Here is a 16,260-nt window from a genome sequence, read left to right as displayed (position 1 = left end):
TTTTGAATGCGGGTGTAAACTTCTTATATTTTTAGATGCCCAAGATTTTCGAATATTTAGGTATTGTCTTATACTTCTATTCAAATGAGCACGAACCAGTCTATGACCACGCTGCAAAATCGGGAAAGGAAACTAAAGTCTCATTTATAATGAGAGAAGGTGTAATAGATGAGATTATTATTTCAAATGTACAAGGAAGGAGTTCCCTTAAAGGCCAAGATTTACAAAATTTAAAAAAATTTTGTAGTAAAATATGGCAATGAGATTGTAACAAATTGGGTCGATTATTTCGTTTATCAAAGAAAAGTAAGTTTTGAAAAAATCACCACGAAACTAAAATGAAAGTTCGGGAAGAGTTTGTAGCATATAGGGCAACTTTTATAGGCATAGAAGCGGCAGAATATGTTGGACAATTTCGCATTAGGATATTTTTCAAGGACAAAACAGAAAAGACAGTTGATTTTAGGCCTTTTCTAAGCCATTATACGCATCCGGAAATCCAAAAGTACTTAGATGAAGATCAATTTAGAGATTTTAAGGTTAAGGATGATAACCTTCAATGGGGGGACTATGAAATGATTTTTCCAATTTCGGATTTGTATAAGGGTAAAATAGCATTTTAGCTCTTACTTCAACTTCACCTCCATTTCACCTTTGGAACGTAAATAAAGACGGATGTCTTTTTCGGTGGTGTAAATGCCTTCAACGTCCAAGGCAGGTCTTTTTACCCTAAAAGAAGCATAGTCAGTTTCGATGTATCCTTGTTGTTGGAGCTCTAGCCTGGCCGCTTGAATATACTCTCCAATCGGATAAATGGCATACTTTTTTATTTCTTCCAAAACCGCCCCTTGCTTCATCCAGCTGGCACTGTTTGCTAAGATATTCTTGGTGTTCAGGTCAAAATCAATGTCCTCAAAAATGATGGCCTCGCGCAAAGGATCATAGGTAGGTTTTCCTACCAAGTATATATTGCCGTTTATATCTTTCTTGTCATTTCGCGTGACTGTAAAGTCCACCTTTACCAAGGCTTTGTCCCCAAAACTTTGTGTTTCAAAGGCCTTGGGCGTTAAGACCGTTTTGCTGTCCATCCTAAATTGCTGTTGGGAAAGCATCTCGTTAAGGTACTTGTCCAGGTCCTGGTAAGGAATCGACAGCGGAAGCATGATGTCAATATAGTTTCGGCTGTCTTCATTAAAATAAAGATTGGGAAGTGGGCTGGGGGAAATGTCCGGGGCACTTCCGATTTGGGTAAACACTTCTCCCTCGATGCCAATGGTAAGCTTGAGTTTTTGGTCCGCAGTGAACTGCTCTCGGACTTTGATCTTGTGAGGAACCGTGTAAATGTAAGCATCGATGCCGTCTTGCTCAAATTTTACCGGCTTGCCATAGGCTTGCCATGTTTCTTCCATCATGCTTTTGAAGCTGATACGGCTGAGGTTTTCACCTGTGAGTTGCTCGTCGAGCATTTTTTCTACATGCTCTTTTAGCATTGGACCAAAGTCAATCTCATAGCCCAGCAAATTGTATTTCAGTGATCTCCCCCAGCTTTCGATGTTCACATTGGAGATGCCTATGTCCCAATTTCGCCCGATGACAGGCTCAAAGCTCACCTGTGGCGCAAGATCTTCGTCAAAGGGCACTGCTGTAGAAATGCTCTGGCCGAAAATCTTTTTTTGGATATTGATTTGCCCTTTTAGCTGTAGGGGGAGGTTGATTTCCAGTTTGTTTTGGCCGAGGGAGGAAAGTGAAATATCACCAGTCCTATTAACGTCCAGGTCAGCTAAAATGCCATTGCCCATGTTTAACCCTTTTTCAGTATAAAGTAATTCGCTGAGCTCGCGGTTCAGGTTGCGCTCGATATAGTCCAGGGGGATTTCCAAAGGAACATTGACACGGGACATAGCCTCAGGCAATGCTGTTGGTTCTCCTGAAAACTTTGGCTTTTCAGGATTGATGCTTTTACAGGAAATGATCAGCAGAATAATACTGATGATGAGGAGATTACTTTTCATAATGAACTTTTCGGGCTTACAAGAATAACGAATCATGATGAAAATCAAGATGCCAAGGCCGAAGAATTACAAAAATCGTGTGTTAAATTTTATTAATGCTCAAACTTCAAAGCCCTTCGACTGTATGGATCAGTATATTCAAACGGCTTTTTGAAACAAAGGGGCCGCTAAGCCCTCAAGTCTTTAGGGAAAATAAGGGCCAAGTACACGGCAAATCCCTATCAATCCCCTTTGTGCCTTCGAGCCTTTGTGGCAAAAAATATAGGAGGCACCAAGTCCCCAAGCCCCAAGTTTTTTGGGAAAATAAGGGCCAAGTACACGGCAAATCCCCATCAATCCCCTTTGTGCCTTCGAGCCTTTGTGGCAAAAAATATAGGAGCCACCAAGTCCCCAATCCCTCAAGTCTTTTAGGAAAATAAGGGTCAAGTACACGGCAAATCCCCATCAATCCCCTGTTGTTCCGACAGCTGTGCTGCGGAACCACGAACATTGAGTTTTTAACTCAACACCACGTACCACATTATTCTTAGGATTATGATTGATATTAATTACATGGAACAAAGGACTTAATAGGTGTGAATTTGTCCTCCATGTTCCTGAAAGAGTTGATAACCATATATGCTTTCCTTCCCCGTGGTCAGTACCTACGGCACTGTTAGGATCCAATTTCCCCTTTCTGTTACCAAGCTAATGCTCCTAGCGGAGCATCCCTGCTGACACTTCCGTCTGCGATAATAGTGAGTTGGGTGTCCTGGCCAATACCACTAGCCATTAAAGCTTGCTAGAATCAAGTTTTGCCTCCACGGGCGCCCTTTTGTGCCTTCGAGCCGTTGTGGCGAAAAATATAGGAGCCACCAAGTCCCCAAGCCCTCAAGTCTTTTGGGAAATAAGGGCCAAGTACAGGGCAAATCCCTATCAATCCCCTTTGTGCCTTCGAGCCTTTGTGGCGAAAAATATAGGAGCCACCAAGTCCCCAAGCCCTCAAGTCTTTAGGGAAAATAAGGGCCAAGTACACGGCAAATCCCTATCAATCCTCTTTGTGTCTTCGATCCTTTGTGGTAAAAAACATAGGAGCCACCAAGTCCCCAAGCCCCAAGTTTTTTGGGAAAATAAGGGTCAAGTACACGGCAAATCCCTATCAATCCCCTTTGTGTCTTCGAGCCTTTGTGGCAAAAAACATAGGAGCCACCAAGTCCCCAAGCCCCAAGTTTTTTGGGAAAATAAGGGCCAAGTACACGGCAAATCCCTATCAATCCTCTTTGTGCCTTCGAGCCTTTGTGGCAAAAAATATAGGAGTATTTAGATCCAAAACAATAAAAAAATGGCCTTGGAATTGTCTCCAAGGCCGAAATGGTAACGTTTCTTATAAAGCCATCAGTGTTTTCCTGCTTTAAGCTTTTTGGTGGCATCTTCACCACCATTCAGCAAATACAATAGCGGTACTGGCCGATCAACTTTCTCGATAAATGCCGGTCGCTTCTGCCATGGAGCAACAGAAAGCACATTACAGAAGTCCATCCAGAATTGCAGTCTTGCCGGTTCCAAGTCCCAGGTCATGTGGAAGTGATTGGCTGGAGCATATTGCTTGTATTCGGTCATGGAAGCGTATTTGGGCACAACGAAAGTATGTGGCCAAGTTGGGTTGGCACCATCACAGATTTTTTTGGCCAAGTTATCTGGAAGTGCTACTGTTTCTGCTTCGTCCCAGATCATTGAGAACATTCCCGACAGTGAGCTGTAGGCCAATCTGGCGGCAAGCCCTTTGATATTGCCCGGTGAAATAAAGTGCACCGAATTGCCCAGGTAATAAAAGTAATCCACAGCCTTGGGGAAGGTGATTTTTTTCATGATCTCCTTTTCTTCGGTGCCGGGCATGGCCGCCCAATTAAAAGAAGCCGAACCTGAGTTTACACCATCCACAAAGCCTTTCTGGAGCCAAGGCTCGCCGCCGTTTGGCTGGTAGCTGTTTTGTGCAGCCAGTTCAGTGATGTCTTCCTTGTCCCAGGCCTTTCTAAAGTCCATAAAGAGTGGAGGATGACCGCCTGACAGCCATGTCATAAACAGCTGTGTCAACAAGGCCTGTACATCAGCTTCTGTCGCAAAGGGCAGCACGGCTTTTGGTCCGTTGTGGTCAAAGGTACTATTGAAAAGGGACTCCATAATGTCTGCTACTGGAAGCTGGATGCCACGATCATCAGAGCCCCATTCCAGCTGGCTCATAAAGCCACCACCCACCGCATCTATTTCCTGCATCAGGTCTCTGACGATCAGGTATAGTGCCAGGCTTTGGTCAAGTAGCTCGCTGTCTTTTTCCCCATCAGGAAGTTCGATGCGGTCGCCAGCGTGTTCTTCCAGCCACGTTCTTAGCTTTTTGAGCTCTTCTTTGTCATAAGATTCTTTTTTGAGCATATCCGCCAAGAGCTTCATGTCCAGTCTGGTCACTTCTATGCCAAACTGGTTTCTGGTTTCCAATACATGGGGAAGTGCCGTCTCCATGCCCATGGAATCATGCCCAAAGACCACCACACGCTTTCCTTTGAGGCCTTGGAAGGTCACGGCAGCATAGCACCAGTCCACCAGGGCTTTGAGCGTAGGAGCGCTCATTTGTGGGTTTTGTCCTTCATCAGGCCACTTGCCTACGTTGATGTGTGTTAATTTTCCGTACTGGGCTATAGCCCCTGAGGTGGCATGGGTATAGACCACTCCAGGCCGTGTGGCGCTATTACCAGTGGTAAAATTGATAGGGATATCCTTTGGAAAATGGGAAAGAAGCGAAATGGTCGTCAGCTGCGGGAATGACCAGGTGTCCGGCACACATACGAGCACACTGACACCGGCTTCTTTAAATTGGCTGGCCACTTGGTCTGCTTGGCCTTCAGCATCGATGAGCACATCTGAATAGACGACCTCCGCGGCAGTTCCATCCGGCAGTTTGATCTTTCCGGCAAGGGACTCTGCGGTGTGCTTGATGATGTTGGTGCTACGTTCCCTGCTGGCCGCATCTATGCGTGGGTCACAAGGTGCAAACACGCCAATGACCGGTTTTCCGGTAGCGGGTTTGACGGATCTGGATAATAAGGTTGCTTTCATGTTTTATGATTTTCTTTCAAAGGCCGCATGGAACCTCGCAGGATTTGTAATCTTTCCTCTGTGGGAGGTTAAGCATCATGCTCGATTTTCTTTATGGTTGTAATTTCTTTCTGTTAAACACTTTTGATAGGAGAAATCCTGTTAAAAAGATGACTAAGGTTCCGATCACTATGGTCAGGTTGGCGTGCATGGGGTTTCGGAAAGACAGCCAAGGGCCTTCGGTGATGAAGATGGGCGTGAGGCTCATCCAGGCAATGACCAGGATACCGATTACCACGCCAATGGCGGCTTCGGTTTGTTGGACATTTTTGGAGAAGTAGCCCAAGAGAAACAAGCCCAATACCCCTCCGCTAAATACAGAACTCAATGCCCACCAAGCATCCAGTGCACTTTTTACCTCTGTCATGGCCAAGGATACGACAATACTAAGTGATCCCATGATCACTGCTGCTATGGTCAGTATCCTGAAATTGTCCTTGCCAGTAGGATTTCGATTCATGTATTTTTTGTAGTGGTCTGTTAAAATGACCGTAGCGGAGCTGTTTAAGCTGGTCGAGATGGTACTCATTCCGGCAGCAAAGATAGAGGCGATCAGTAGGCCCGTAAGGCCCTTTGGAAGGCCGTCTACGATGAAGAAGGGGAATATTCTATCCGCTGCATCTTTGGCGTGAAGTGCTTCGGGCAATAAGTCGGGAAAGACTTGGTAATAGGCAAACAAGGCAGTTCCGATAAAGAAAAACAGGAGCGATACCGGCACATAAAGGCTGCTCCCAAACCAAGTGGATTTGATGGCTTCCTTTTCGGTTTTGGCACTCATGTAACGCTGCACGTAGTTTTGGTCCACGCCAAAATTCTGGAGATTGATAAACAGGCCATAGATCAAAATCACCCAAAATGTAGCCTCTGTCAAACTTAAGCCATAGCTGCCAAGGCTGAATTTATCATGTGCTTGACCAATTTCTATGACTTGCATGGGGCCTTCCGGCATGGAAAAGAGAATGATCCCCAAACAGGTCAAGGCACCAAGGATTAGCACGATCCCTTGAATGGCATCGGTCCAGATGACGGCCTCAATTCCTCCCATGGCTGCATAAATGATGACTGAGATTCCCGTGACAATGATAATGGTGGCAATATCCCAACCTAGCAATGCATTCATCGGTAAAGCCAGCAAGTAGAGGATCGTTCCCATCCTGGCCAGCTGTGTCAGTAGGTAGCAGATGGAAGCATATGTCCTTGCCCAAGGGCCAAATCGTGTTTCCAAATAATAATACGCAGACTCACTCTGCACCCCGCGGTACAGTGGAACAAAAAACTTGACCGCAATCAGCGCTGCGATGGGAATGGAAAGGCTAAAAACAAAGCTGTTCCAGTTGGTCAGATAAGCATTTCCCGGCAAGGCCAAAAAACTGATACTGCTCACAAAGGTCGCAAAGATCGACATGCCAATGGCCCAAGACGGTAATCGCCTTCCCCCGACCATATAATCGTCCGTAGTCCTGCCTTTTCTGAAGTAGAATGATGCTCCAAACAGCAGGATGCCCAGCATATAAATCAAAAAAATGATCAGGTCAATAATGGGTAGTTGCATGGTCTATTGGGTTAGGTTGTCGTGTTTCTGGGCGTTTTGACTAAAGCTGCTGTTGGATATCCTTTAATTGGGCAGCGAGGACCTCACGTTCTTTTTCCCTAAAGCGATGCAGGGGCGATGCCATATAATCACTACAGATTCCAAGGAGACTCAATGCACCTTTGATGCCCTTTAAATAGCTGGAGCCAAACTGGCCAAGGGAATACATTTTGGTCGATATTTGCATGACGATGCCGTGGAGCTTTTTGACCGTTTCCATGTCGCCTGACTCGGCTGCTTCAAATAGCTTCACATACAGCTTTGGAAACATATTGGCTCCACCATTTACCCCGCCGTGGGCACCCAACAGAACCGATTCTGCCATGATTTCTTCCGGTCCTACAAAAAGTGAAAAGTCTGGTCGATCATTCATTTTGGTCATCACCTTGTTGAAGTAGGCATTATTGGCAGAACTGTCTTTGAGGCCGACAATATTATCATACTGGCTGAGTGTTTTTACGGTAGCTGGCTCGATGACGATTTTAGTATGGGAAGGCATATTGTACAAGAACAATGGTAGGGCTAGTCTCTCCACCAGGTACTCATAGTATTCGATCAATTCTGGCTGGCCAAGGCTAAAATAGTAGGGGGGAGCGGCCACTACAGCGGCAGCACCTGCATTTGCTGCGGTTTCGGCCAGTCGCAGACTTTCCGTGGCGGCGGTATCGGTGATTCCCACCAGTACGGGCACTCGTCTGTCCACCATTTCGCAAGTACGCTTTACCAGTTCATGACGGATTTCATATGATAGGCTGGTAGACTCTCCCGTAGTCCCCAAAATGAATAATCCATGAACGCCTCCTGCGATGATGTGATTGATCAATCGCTCCAATCCAGGAACGTCAAGTTGGTTATCATCAACCAATGGTGTGATCATCGGAGGCACGATTCCCTTAAAAGGGCGCGGTAAAGGTTGTATTGTTTTCATCAGTTAAAGTACTGCTTTTGTGGGTTTAAGGCTATTGCAGAAGTTTGTCGCTTCCCCAGGTTGCCCGCTAATAAAAGAACATGGTACAAACTTAGCCTTTAACGACAAATGACTATCCTGCACTTACGGGATGGAGGGGAGCGCTCTTTTGGAATTTCCGGGGAAACATATGCATTTGTCTATCTGTTGTGACCCGAAATTGCTTCAAAATCAGAAAAATCGCTTGTAGCCATTAAGGCTGAAAGCCCAGCTCAGTTCTTCCATCTAGCCAAACAATATGCACGGGAATACCTTTAACCTGGGTTTATTTACGTCATTGCGAGGAGCCTGCGACGTGGCAATCCCGTCTTAAGAATACAAGATTGCTTCCTCCCTCCGGTTGTCGCAATAGCCTGCCCCGATACTATCGGGGACGGAATGATATTGTATCCATAATCTACTCAGGTTTAACCGTTAAGATTTTTAGCTGGCCTTACAGGCCGCGATCAGTCTCATCATCACCTATTGGCCCAATGCGTTTCATTGGGCTGGATTAAGCACACCTTTCAGGGGAGGGATTTAAAAATAATTTTCCTTGGCAAATACGTTTGCCCTGTACCACTCCCCTACCTATTAATTCCTCTAACAGCGTTTTTCCAGCCTTCATAAGCAAGGTTTATGGCCTCGCATGGCCCATTTGGAGAGGTACATTGCTTTTGCTGTAGCTGTTGGAGATATGCCAAGTCCCTGAATATTTCCGCCTTTAAGCCGGCCAAATAAGCTGCCCCGAGAGCAGATACATCTGCGATTCCCACACGTGCTACTGGCTTTTCCAACAAGTCCGCCAAGAAATCAATGACAAAACCGTTTGCACTGATGCCACCATCTACATTCAGTACTTCCAATCTGAGCTTAGCGTCTTCTTCCATCGCACCGATCACATCTTTGATCTGGTAAGGAATGGATTCCAGTGCAGCACGGACGATATGGTTTTTACCGCTGTCAAAGGTCATCCCAACCAGGGAAGCCTTTCGCTTCATGTCCCAGTGAGGTGCTCCCAATCCACTAAATGCCGGCACCAAATATACCCCTTGATTGGATGAAACTGCTTTGGCCATGGCCTCGGTTTCGCTACTGTCTTGAATCAACCCCAGTTCATTTTTCAGCCATTCGATCGTGGCACCACAGGTAACGATCACGCCCTCCAAGGCATAATTGACCTGACCTTCTGTGCTCCAGCAGATGGTACTGACCATGCCGTGACCGGAAGATTTACGTGCTGCACCAATATTCATCAACACAGAGCAGCCGGTTCCCAAAGTGGCCTTGGCGGTGCCCGGTTCAAAACACGCTTGCCCAAATGCAGCCGCATGCGAATCGCCGATCATCGAACATATCGGCAATGCTTGGTCCAACAGTCCCTCAAAATCGGTTTGCCCAAAATTGGTCGAAGACGGTCTTACTGTTGGTAGATGTAGTCCAGAAAGTCCCATTTTAGCCAACAGTTCCTTATCCCATTCCAAGGTGTCCAGGTTAAAGAATAGGGTTCTGGAGGCATTGGTATAATCAGTGAGGTAGGCTTTTCCGTTGGTCAGCCGATACAGTAGCCACGTATCTACTGTGCCGAAATATGCCTCGCCCACATCGATGGCGGCTTTAATGTCCGGTTCATTTTCATATAACCAAATCAGCTTGGTGCCTGAAAAATACGGGTCAATGATCAGTCCGGTTTTTTCCATGATCATGGATTCAAGCCCTTCTTCCTTCAGCCGATCACAGACCCCAATTGAACGCTTGCACTGCCAGACTACCGCATTGTAAAGCGGCTTGCCATCTTTGCCCCAAAGCAAGAAGGTCTCCCGCTGGTTGGAGATGCCTCCACAGCTAATAGCGTCCAAAGAATGACCTTGAAACTGGAAATCCGCCAAGCAGATGCCAACGGCCTCCAGGACATTTTGATAAATGGCCTCCGGATCCTGTTCCACCAAACCTCCGTCCAGGTAGTGGGTTTTGAGTGGCACAGTTGCCTTGACCACTTGTTGACCGTTTTCATCGAATACCAATGCTTTGGTTCCACTGGTTCCTTGGTCGATGGAAAGGATAAATTGGTTAGTATTATTCATGGATATATATCAATTATTATTTTCATAAGTTAGTTTGAAGCCCAACGCCAAGGGTATTATCGACTTTCCAACCTTTAACCTTCAAACCTCACTTTAATCCTCCTTACTGTTTGCCTTATCGATCACCACTGCCAGCAAGATGACGGCTCCTTTGACCACTTGCTGCCAGAAAGGGGAAACATTGAGCAGGACCAGGCCATTGTTCAGGACTCCGATGATAATGCCGCCTAGGACGGCGCCCATAATCGTACCTTTGCCTCCCGAAAGTGATGTCCCTCCGATGACTACCGCTGCGATGGCGTCCAGCTCATAACTGATCCCTGCATTGGGTTGTGCAGAATCCAAGCGCGACGTGACGATCATCCCGCCCACGGCTGCCAAGCCACCGGCGATAGCATAAACGGTCATTTTTACCCTGCTGATATTGATGCCTGATAGTCTTGCTGCCCGCTCATTGCCGCCGATAGCGTACACATATCGACCAAACTTGGTCTTTTTGGTCAGCAAGGTCGCCAATGCCACTATCACCGCCGTGATCCAGACGGGCATGGGAATGCCCAAAAACCATCCTGTACCTAAGAAGGCAAAGTCTGCCCCAAGGCCATTGATTGGAAATCCTCCCGTCCACAGCATCGTCAGCCCACGAGCGATGGTCAACATGGCCAAGGTCGCCACGAAAGGCGGCACCTTAAAGCGTGTAATCGTCCAGCCATTAAACCAGCCCAGACCAAACCCAAGCCCCACACCAATGATGACTGCCCCGAGCGGTTCAAAGCCAATATGCAAGTTCATCCCCTCCACGGCAATGCCGTTTTTGATCAGTGAAGCCGTCACAGCACCGCAAAGGGCCAAAATGGATCCAACAGAGAGGTCTATGCCCGCCGTGAGAATTACGAGGGTCATGCCCACTGAGATGCAGATATTGACAGACACTTGCCGCATCACATTCCAACCATTGGCCAGGGTCAAAAAGCGGTCCGAAAGCAGGCTGAGTACCAGGCACAATATGAGCAACGCAATCAGTGATTGGAATTTTGCCATCGATGGCATTGGTTTTTTTAAGGTAATCATGGGGTGGTTATTGGTTGTTAATTTTAAGGTTTAAATGTAGCTGCTTGACGAAAATCAGTTCTCAGGTGGACTGGTTTTGGGGATTGTAAATCCCCTTTATCACAGGTTCCGGATTACAAATCCGGAACAGCCTTGGTTACTTTGTCTCAAGTCTCACATCTTGATACTAGCTACTTGATTCTTTCCTTGTTTTTAGGAATGGCAGCTTGCAGGATTTCATCCTCTGAAGTCTGCTTACTGATGGGGATATTGGCCGTCAGCCTTCCCTCTGCCATGACCAAAACCCGATCGGAAATGGCCAAGATCTCTGGCAATTCCGAAGAAACCACGATCAATCCGAGTCCCTCACTGGCCAATTGTCTGATCAGCTTATAAATCTCATTTTTGGCATTGATGTCGATCCCCCTGGTGGGCTCGTCCAGCATGAGTACTTTTGGACGTGTTGCCAGCCATTTGGCCAAGACCACTTTCTGCTGGTTGCCCCCACTTAGTTTTTCCACGACTTGTCGGTGGGAAGAAGCCTTGATTTTAAGTTCGCCCATGTACTTTTGGGCAAGGCCTTTTTCCTTCTTCTCGTCCAAAAGTCCTCCACTTAGGACACTGTCCACTACGGTCAAACTGGAATTGGTACAGACATCCATGCACAGCACCAGACCATCATGTTTCCGGTCTTCCGGCACCAAGGCCAATCCTGCATCCATCGCTTCCAGGGGCTTTTTGAATTCATGGACTTTTCCAGCAAGTGTGATCTCTGCTCCCTGATGCGGAAGTACCCCAAAGAGTGCTTCCATCAACTCGGTCCGTCCTGCTCCCATCAGGCCAAATATGCCCAGCACCTCTCCCTTGCCTAACTCAAAGTTGATATCCTTAAGCAGGAACTTATCGACAATTTTGGGATGCTTGACAGTTAAATTTTTTACAGAAAGTATCTTTTCATCAAATTGTCTGTCGGTGCAGGACCGTTCAATGACCACTTCCCTGCCCACCATTTTTTGGATCAGGGCGTCCTCGGTCATGCCTTCCATTTTGCCTGCTTCGATCATCTGTCCATCCCGGAGCACGACATAGCGGTCAGCAATGGCAAAAAGCTCGTCAAGTTTATGGGAGATATAGGCAATGGCCTTTCCTTCCTCCTTTAAATGCCTGACGATCTCAAACAGAATTTCCACCTCTTGGTCGGAAATCGCCGAAGTAGGCTCGTCCATGATGATCACCTGACTTTCCAGTGAAAGCGCTTTGGCAATTTCCACCAGCTGCTGTTGACCTACTTTGAGTTGGCTGACGGGGGTTTCTGGATCCATGTCCAGCTTGAGTTTTTTGAGCAGCTTCACTGATTCCTTGTGCATCTTGGCCACATCCAGTAGTCCGATGGCCGTTTCCAGCTCCCTGCCCAAAAAGATGTTTTCCCGAATACCGAGATAGGGGATGAGGTTCAGCTCTTGATGGATAATATTGATGCCTATTTCTTGGGCTTCTTTGGTATTTTGGAATTTGACAGGCTTTCCATGAAAATAAATGGTGCCATCATAGTCCGGGTAAACCCCGGAAAGAATTTTCATGAGCGTGGATTTTCCTGCACCATTTTCACCCAAGATGGCTGTAACCTGCCCTGCTTGTAACTCCAAGCTGACATTGTCCAAGGCCTTTACTCCGGCAAACTCCTTGGTGATGTTTTTAACGGTCAGCATAGACGGTCTGATCTTTTCCCTCCAAAAAAGTGGCATTCACTGGAATCAAGGCTATTTCGCTCAAATCCACCTGCTCGCGATTCATTTCCACGGCCCCTACAAAAGCAATCTCTTTTCCCACTTCAGCATTTGCTTTCAAGGAAGGCAAGACCTTTTCCCTTACTAGTTGGTTAATAGCTGCCGAAACGTTGTTAAAGTCCATGGTTTGCTCAAACTTGGTCAGGTCCACCTTGCCACTGGCATCGCGGACAGCATTGCCAAAGATGTACTCGGTTTCGATTTTTACCACTTGGCTACTGGTATCAGTCTCCACCAGCACTGTAAGGTCATCTTCACCGACTTGACGGATTTCGCCTTTTCCCTGGATCATAAAAAAACGAATATTACCGATGCCCAAAGCTTCTGAATGCTGCTCAAACGCTTCCTTAGGCCGGTTTCTGAGTAAATGGGTCAAGTGGTTCACTTCTACTGCCTCTTCCAAATCAGGGATCAGCTCCTTTTCCCAAAAATCTTCAGCATAAGCCACTGCGTCGAATTCCTCTTCGGAGGCACTGGCGCGTACTTCATCCAGTTTTTTGATGCTTATCGAGCTGCCCAATGCGACCAGCAAGAGGACGCCAATGATGCTATTTTTAATCCATTTTCGTTTCATTTCTTTAGTATTGAGTCATGAGTATTGAGTCTTAGAACCAATTCGTCACTGCGTGAATTAATGGCATGTTTCGGGGTCAGGTACCGTCAGCACATGAGAATCGGTTATTATCTGACCGGTTACCAAGCTGGTTCGCCTCCGGTAAACTTCTCTCCTTAACACCATTCGAAGGCCAGCCTTCAAACCTGGCAACTTTCAAACTTTTCAACCCGGAATATGCATTAACCTATCTATTACGATTCATAATTCATATTACGGATTCGACGCTTTATTCTTTTTTCCCATAAGCGGCATAGTGCTCCACATTCCCCGGATGCACCAGCTCCACATCTACCGGCAGTTTTTTGACAAAGGCCTTCTCCCCCCGGATAAACTTGTCTGCCAGCTGTGCAGCCGTTTTGGCCATTACTTTTGGGAATTGCATAGCGGTGGCGGCGATTCTTCCATCCTTTACAGCATCCACCACATCGGCTGCGCCATCAAAGCCAAATACCTCTACCTTATTTTCCAAGCCTGCCGCTTTGAGGGCTTGATAGGCTCCCATTGCCATGGCGTCGTTTCCACAGAACACCGCATCAATGTCCCGGTGTACCTGAAGGATGGATTCCATCACTTCCATGGCCTTGTTCCGGTCAAAATCTGCACTTTGCTGCGCCACCATCTTCAAACCTGGATAGTGATCCACCACGCTATGAAAACCCTTTGAGCGGTTCCAGGTATTATTGTCACCGACCAGCCCGAGGATTTCGACATAGTTGCCCGATTTGTCCAATTGATCGACAAAGTATTTTCCAAGCGACACACAGCCTGCATAGTTGTCCGAGAGGATTTGGGAAGTGGGCAAGGTGGAATTTACTTCACGGTCCATACAGAACACCGCAATACCGGCTTCTGCTGCCTTTGCCACATTGCTGACCGAGCCTTCGGCATCAGTGGGGTTAAAAAGTATGGCTTGATAGCCTGCTGTGATCGCATTCTCAAAATGGTTGTTCTCCAAGGCCGTGTTGTTCTGCGAATCAAAGATGCTGACTTCATAGCCCAGTGTTTCTGCTTCCTTCGCCGCCGTTTCAGCCAGTACCACAAACCAGGGGTTATTCAAGGTAGAGACGATGACTGCTATCTTTCCCTTGGCGTCTGTAGCCGACTTACTTTCACAGGCGCCTACCAGCAACAGCAGAGGCAAGCACCACATTAGGGTATTTTGGGTTATTTTTTTCATCAATTCTGTTTTAAGGAAGACCTTGTAGGTGTTGAAAAACTGCAAGGTCTTTTGGTCGATATTTACCGCAGCAATTTGAGCACCTCAGCGGCAATTCCTTTTTCAGAAATGCCATAATGGCCAAGGATGTCCAATTGCGAACCCGTCACGGTATATTCATCAGGGATTCCCATGATCTTAAACTTCTTCTGATAGCCCGATTGCAAAAGGAATGAAGCGCAGGCTTCGCCGAGGCCGCCATAAATGCTGTGTTCCTCTACCGTGATGATCGCAGAATATCTACTGGCTATGCTTTCCAACAGGGCTGTATCCAGCGGTTTGATGGTGTGCATGCTGATCACGCCTACTTCGATGCCTTTTTCCTCTTCCAGCAACATCGCTGCTTGCATCGCCGGCCAAACAGTCTCGCCTGTGGCCACTATAGCTAAATCATTGCCTTCACGGATTTCTCGTCCCTTGCCAAGGGCAAAATCCTTGTTATCGCTCAGAAAGGGCATGGGCTTCTTGCCAAAGCGGAGGTACACGGGTGCTTCCAACGCCGCGGCCTGACGGATGGCCATCTCTGTTTCAAAATTATCTCCAGGTGCTACCACCATGATGTTATTGACCGCACGTAGGACGGCAAAGTCATGAAGGCTGTGATGCGTAGAACCCAATGCGCCATAACTCACCCCTGCACTAATGCCGATGACATTCACCGGGTTATCTGAATAGGCAATGTCATTTTTGATCTGCTCGAGAGAACGGGCAGTCAGGAAACAAGCCGGGGAAACGGCAAATACTTTTTTCCCTGTAGAGGCCAATCCGGCTGATACGCCCACCAGATTTTGCTCTGCAATGCCTACTTCCACGATCTGTTTGGGATATTGGGCTGCGAAAGGCACGAGCTTTCCCGATCCTCTGGAATCGCTGGTCACCGCGATGATATTTTTATCCGCTTCTGCCAAGTCTTGCAATGTAGCCGAAAAGACTTCCAGGTTGGCCTGGCCTTGTTTTAATGTATTGGTTATGTTTACTGTCATCAGATAATTTCTTTTGAAAGTTCTTCCAGCTGGCTGTCCAGTTCTTTTTGGGCCTCGGCATATTGTTCATCACTGGGCACGCCATGGTGCCATTTGATGTTGTTTTCCATAAAACTAATGCCCTTGCCCTTCACGGTATGGGCGATAATAAAGCTGGGCTTTCCTTGTTCAAATGGTGCTGATTTTAAGGTTTCGCTCAGCGCTTCCACATTATTCCCGTCCACATGCTTTACACTCCAGCCAAAGGCTTCAAACTTTTGGTCTATAGGTTCGGAATTGCAGACATCCTTTACTGCACCGGTGATCTGCAATTTGTTGTAATCCAAGATCGCCACCAGATTATCCAATTTATAGTGCGAGGCGGCCATGGCTGCTTCCCAATTGGAGCCTTCCAGCAATTCCCCGTCGCCCATCAGGGTAAACACCCGGTAATCCAAGCCATCCATTTTCCCGGCCAGGGCAGTTCCTACGCTGATGGGAAGTCCGTGTCCCAGAGCTCCGGTATTTTGCTCCACACCGGGCACTTTCCGCGTCGGATGGCCGATGAAGTGGGATTGGTACTGACATAGGGTTTCGATATTGCTTTCCGGATAAAACCCCTGATCTGCCAACACCACGAACAGTGCTTCCACAGAATGGCCCTTGCTTTGGATGTAGCGGTCACGGTTTGGGTCTTGGAAATTCTCTGGAGAGACATTCATCACCTCATTGTAGAGCACATTGAGGATGTCGGTGCAGGAAAGGCTTCCTCCAGTATGCCCCGCTTTGGCTTTCTTTATGTACTGAAGTACCTTCTTGCGGTAATTCAGCGACTTTATTTCGAGTTCTTTGGTTGTCATGGTTGTT

At 47.1% G+C, this 16,260-nt stretch carries 13 protein-coding genes; 2 read left to right on the top strand and 11 right to left on the bottom strand.

The annotated features are described in order from the left end of the window. The first annotated feature begins 35 nt into the window (after positions 1-35). Both FKX85_RS21855 and FKX85_RS04010 read left to right on the top strand, forming a co-directional pair. Positions 36-263 carry a DUF4160 domain-containing protein gene (locus tag FKX85_RS21855; protein WP_210416904.1) on the top strand — a complete coding sequence of 76 codons (228 nt, stop codon included), beginning with the start codon at positions 36-38 and terminating at the stop codon, positions 261-263. Positions 264-338: 75 nt separating this feature from the next. Further along, a complete protein-coding gene (locus FKX85_RS04010) occupies positions 339-623 on the top strand; it encodes a DUF2442 domain-containing protein (protein WP_141613507.1) in 285 nt (94 codons plus the stop codon). Between the two features lie 3 nt (positions 624-626). Here the strand turns inward: FKX85_RS04010 and FKX85_RS04005 are convergent, their stop codons facing one another. From FKX85_RS04005 to FKX85_RS03955, 11 genes are all read right to left on the bottom strand, one after another. Beyond that, the gene (locus tag FKX85_RS04005) at positions 627-2,012 is read right to left on the bottom strand and encodes a DUF4403 family protein (protein ID WP_141613506.1); all 1,386 of its coding nucleotides are present in this window, start codon (positions 2,010-2,012) and stop codon (positions 627-629) included. 1,374 nt (positions 2,013-3,386) lie between these two features. Continuing rightward, positions 3,387-5,102: a hypothetical protein gene (locus FKX85_RS04000; RefSeq protein ID WP_141613505.1), complete on the bottom strand. Its 1,716-nt coding sequence runs from the start codon at positions 5,100-5,102 to the stop codon at positions 3,387-3,389. 91 nt (positions 5,103-5,193) lie between these two features. Further along, on the bottom strand, positions 5,194-6,693 hold the full coding sequence (locus FKX85_RS03995; RefSeq protein ID WP_141613504.1) for a sodium:solute symporter: 1,500 nt from the start codon (positions 6,691-6,693) through the stop codon (positions 5,194-5,196). Positions 6,694-6,733: 40 nt separating this feature from the next. Then, positions 6,734-7,660: a dihydrodipicolinate synthase family protein gene (locus FKX85_RS03990; RefSeq protein ID WP_141613503.1), complete on the bottom strand. Its 927-nt coding sequence runs from the start codon at positions 7,658-7,660 to the stop codon at positions 6,734-6,736. A gap of 605 nt (positions 7,661-8,265) precedes the next feature. Beyond that, positions 8,266-9,762 (bottom strand): FGGY family carbohydrate kinase, encoded by a 1,497-nt coding sequence (locus FKX85_RS03985; RefSeq protein ID WP_141613502.1) that lies wholly within the window; start codon positions 9,760-9,762, stop codon positions 8,266-8,268. A gap of 93 nt (positions 9,763-9,855) precedes the next feature. Continuing rightward, on the bottom strand, positions 9,856-10,803 hold the full coding sequence (locus tag FKX85_RS03980; RefSeq protein WP_229239752.1) for an ABC transporter permease: 948 nt from the start codon (positions 10,801-10,803) through the stop codon (positions 9,856-9,858). Between the two features lie 200 nt (positions 10,804-11,003). Beyond that, positions 11,004-12,521 carry a sugar ABC transporter ATP-binding protein gene (locus FKX85_RS03975; RefSeq protein ID WP_141613500.1) on the bottom strand — a complete coding sequence of 506 codons (1,518 nt, stop codon included), beginning with the start codon at positions 12,519-12,521 and terminating at the stop codon, positions 11,004-11,006. After that, entirely contained in the window at positions 12,508-13,173 is a 666-nt protein-coding gene (locus tag FKX85_RS03970) for a DUF2291 domain-containing protein (RefSeq protein WP_141613499.1), read from the bottom strand. Before FKX85_RS03970 ends, FKX85_RS03975 begins: the two co-directional genes overlap by 14 nt. Before the next feature lie 268 nt (positions 13,174-13,441). Beyond that, the gene (locus tag FKX85_RS03965) at positions 13,442-14,392 is read right to left on the bottom strand and encodes a D-ribose ABC transporter substrate-binding protein (protein WP_141613498.1); all 951 of its coding nucleotides are present in this window, start codon (positions 14,390-14,392) and stop codon (positions 13,442-13,444) included. 62 nt (positions 14,393-14,454) lie between these two features. After that, positions 14,455-15,414, bottom strand: a complete 960-nt coding sequence (locus FKX85_RS03960; RefSeq protein ID WP_141613497.1) for a transketolase family protein — start codon at positions 15,412-15,414, stop codon at positions 14,455-14,457. After that, positions 15,414-16,253, bottom strand: a complete 840-nt coding sequence (locus FKX85_RS03955; RefSeq protein WP_141613496.1) for a transketolase — start codon at positions 16,251-16,253, stop codon at positions 15,414-15,416. The genes FKX85_RS03960 and FKX85_RS03955 overlap by 1 nt, the downstream gene beginning before the upstream one ends. Positions 16,254-16,260: the final 7 nt, after the last annotated feature.

The organism is Echinicola soli (assembly GCF_006575665.1).
GTDB classification, from domain to species: domain Bacteria; phylum Bacteroidota; class Bacteroidia; order Cytophagales; family Cyclobacteriaceae; genus Echinicola; species Echinicola soli.
The sequence above is the reverse complement of the archived record's forward strand: the minus strand, read 5'-3'. Positions and strand labels throughout refer to the sequence as shown.